Origin of the sequence: Mesorhizobium kowhaii (assembly GCF_042431665.1) — a bacterium.
Taxonomy (GTDB): Bacteria; Pseudomonadota; Alphaproteobacteria; order Rhizobiales; family Rhizobiaceae; genus Mesorhizobium; species Mesorhizobium kowhaii.
This window is the reverse complement of sequence record NZ_JBHLYT010000099.1, coordinates 1-2,337: the sequence shown is the minus strand read 5'-3', so window position 1 is coordinate 2,337 and position 2,337 is coordinate 1. Positions and strand designations below refer to the sequence as shown.

Below are 2,337 nucleotides of genomic sequence, written 5' to 3'. Positions count from 1 at the left end.
CACGGATCGATCAAAATGGCGGCCCTTGAACATGACAAACTCCCGGAAAGCAGGAGCAGCCGTCATGCAGCAATGACCTTTCCGAAAAGTTTGCGACGGAACCCTTGGCAACTCCACGTGTACAGTGTCCGCCTCAGTCGAAACTGATAAATATTTGTTTAAGGTATTTTATCATTAAGAAAATATCATAACTGACCTTTAACTTGAATAACCTGGTGTCCATCAGAGAATATGATAGAGATTGGACCCAATGACGCGCCGAGATGAAGCGGCGGACGCAACCTTGAGGAACGATTATGCCAAGCGGAAATAACGCCAACTTGCTTGTCTTTGAAGGCCTCGAGTCCAACGTGCGTTCATATTCGCGATCCTTTCCTGTAGTGTTCCGGACGGCTTCAGGAGCCATCCTCAAAGACGAAGATGGCCGCGAGTTTGTCGACTTCCTTTCCGGTGCGGGCGCACTTAACTACGGTCACAACGATACCGATTTGCTAAGGGACGCAATTAGATACTTGGAATCGGGCGGAATCGTTCATGGCTTGGACATGGCTACCTCAGCCAAAAGAGAGTTTATGGAATGTGTCGACGCGATAATATTGCGGCCGCGTGGTCTTGCCTACAAGTTTCAATTTCCTGGCCCCACCGGCACCAACGCCGTGGAAGCCGCTTTGAAACTCGCACGCAAAGTCACTGGACGGCGTAGTGTCATTTCATTCACCAACGGCTTTCATGGAGTGAGTTTGGGCGCTCTTGCGGTGACGGGTAATCGATATTACCGAGATGGGGCAGGCCTTCCTCTCGCCGGCGCAGTGTTCATGCCCTATGACGGATACTGGGGAGTCGGTAACGACACTTCAGACTACCTGGACAGCGTACTTGCTGATGCAAGTAGTGGTGTCGATCTACCTGCCGCCGTCATTATGGAAACGGTCCAGGGCGAGGGTGGCATAAACACTGCTACAAAAGATTGGCTAAAGTCCATAGAGCGGCTTTGCAAAAAGTACGGTGTCCTTCTGATTGTGGATGATATTCAGGCAGGTTGCGGACGAACGGGCAGTTTCTTCAGTTTCGACTTCGCTGATTTGGCGCCAGACATAGTTCTGTTGTCCAAGTCCCTCAGTGGCTGTGGGCTGCCGTTGTCTCTTTTGCTGCTCAAACCTGAACTGGACGTTTGGCGGCCAGGCGAACACAACGGCACGTTCAGAGGCAATAACCTTGCGCTTGTGACGGCGACTGCTGCCTTACACAAATATTGGACCAAGGACAATTTTTCAGAAGAGATTGCAGAAACAGGACGGATTGTCAGCAAACGCCTCGAGGAGATCGCTCAACGTGGCCGAAATCATAGCTTTTCCGTCCGAGGACGGGGCATGATGTTGGGGCTCGATTGTAGCACGGGTAAACTTGCCGAAAAAATCGTCAGCAAGGCCTTTCAAGAAGGGCTTGTTGTGGAGCGATGCGGCGCGGAGGACGAGGTTATCAAGCTACTCCCGCCCCTAACCATCGACAGGCAGGCGCTTCAGCGGGGTCTGGACATTCTAGATACGTCTGTGCAGGCACACACCTAACCCGAAGTTTCGTTGCTAAGGAATACCGGACTTTCCAACGAAGCAGACTTGCGCCGGCCACGCAGCATCTCGCCAAGCAGCCGGGCGGTCTCGGGCCATAGGGGGCACGTCCGCCACTTATCGCCCTTACCGTGCAGGTTCACCCGCGGCGAGGAGTTCAAAACCAGCTGATCGACGGTCAGTCCGATGACTTCTGTCGCGCGGGCACCCGTATTGTATAGGAACATGAGCAGCGCCTTGTCGCGGGTGACCAGCTTCCCGTCGCGTGGCAGTTTGTCGAAGAGCCGTTCAACCTCATCGCGTTCAAGATAATAGGTGGCGGCCGGCTGCGTGCGTTTCCTCGGTATGGCGGCGATGCGTTCGGCCTCCGGCAGCACCATTGGTTCCTGGCCCGCGGCATAAGCAAAGAAACCATGCAACATTGCGAGCCGGTGATTCCGTGATCGGATATTGTTGCCGCGCTCGGCTTCAAGATGGGCGAGAAAGGCCCGCACATTGTCTGCGTTGAGATCGGTCAATTCGAGCTTGCTGATGGGGCGTCGGTTCTTCGTGGCCAGGAAAAGAAGGAACAGTCGGATCCCATCGCGATAGCTTCGGATCGAGGTGGACGCCAGATCTTTCTCGGCTTTGAGATGGAGTTCGAAGAACTGATAGACGAGATTGCCCGGGTTCTTCTCTATTCGGCGTGTTGAGGTCAAGCGCTTTCGAGCTTTCCGCTCTGCGGGTGTTTGACGTCTTTCGCGGGTCCTTGCTTCTCTTCGGGATCGGC

2 protein-coding genes are annotated in these 2,337 nt (G+C 54.0%); one reads left to right on the top strand and one right to left on the bottom strand.

Annotated elements, in window-relative coordinates; translation table 11 throughout:
- Positions 1-296: 296 nt before the first annotated feature.
- Complete coding sequence (gene ectB / locus ACFFNA_RS35145; RefSeq protein WP_378924472.1) at positions 297-1,568, top strand: diaminobutyrate--2-oxoglutarate transaminase; 1,272 nt, start codon at positions 297-299, stop codon at positions 1,566-1,568.
- Here the strand turns inward: ectB and ACFFNA_RS35140 are convergent.
- A partial coding sequence (locus tag ACFFNA_RS35140; RefSeq protein WP_378924470.1) for a tyrosine-type recombinase/integrase occupies positions 1,565-2,337 on the bottom strand: 773 nt, incomplete at its 5' end. The genes ectB and ACFFNA_RS35140 overlap by 4 nt on opposite strands.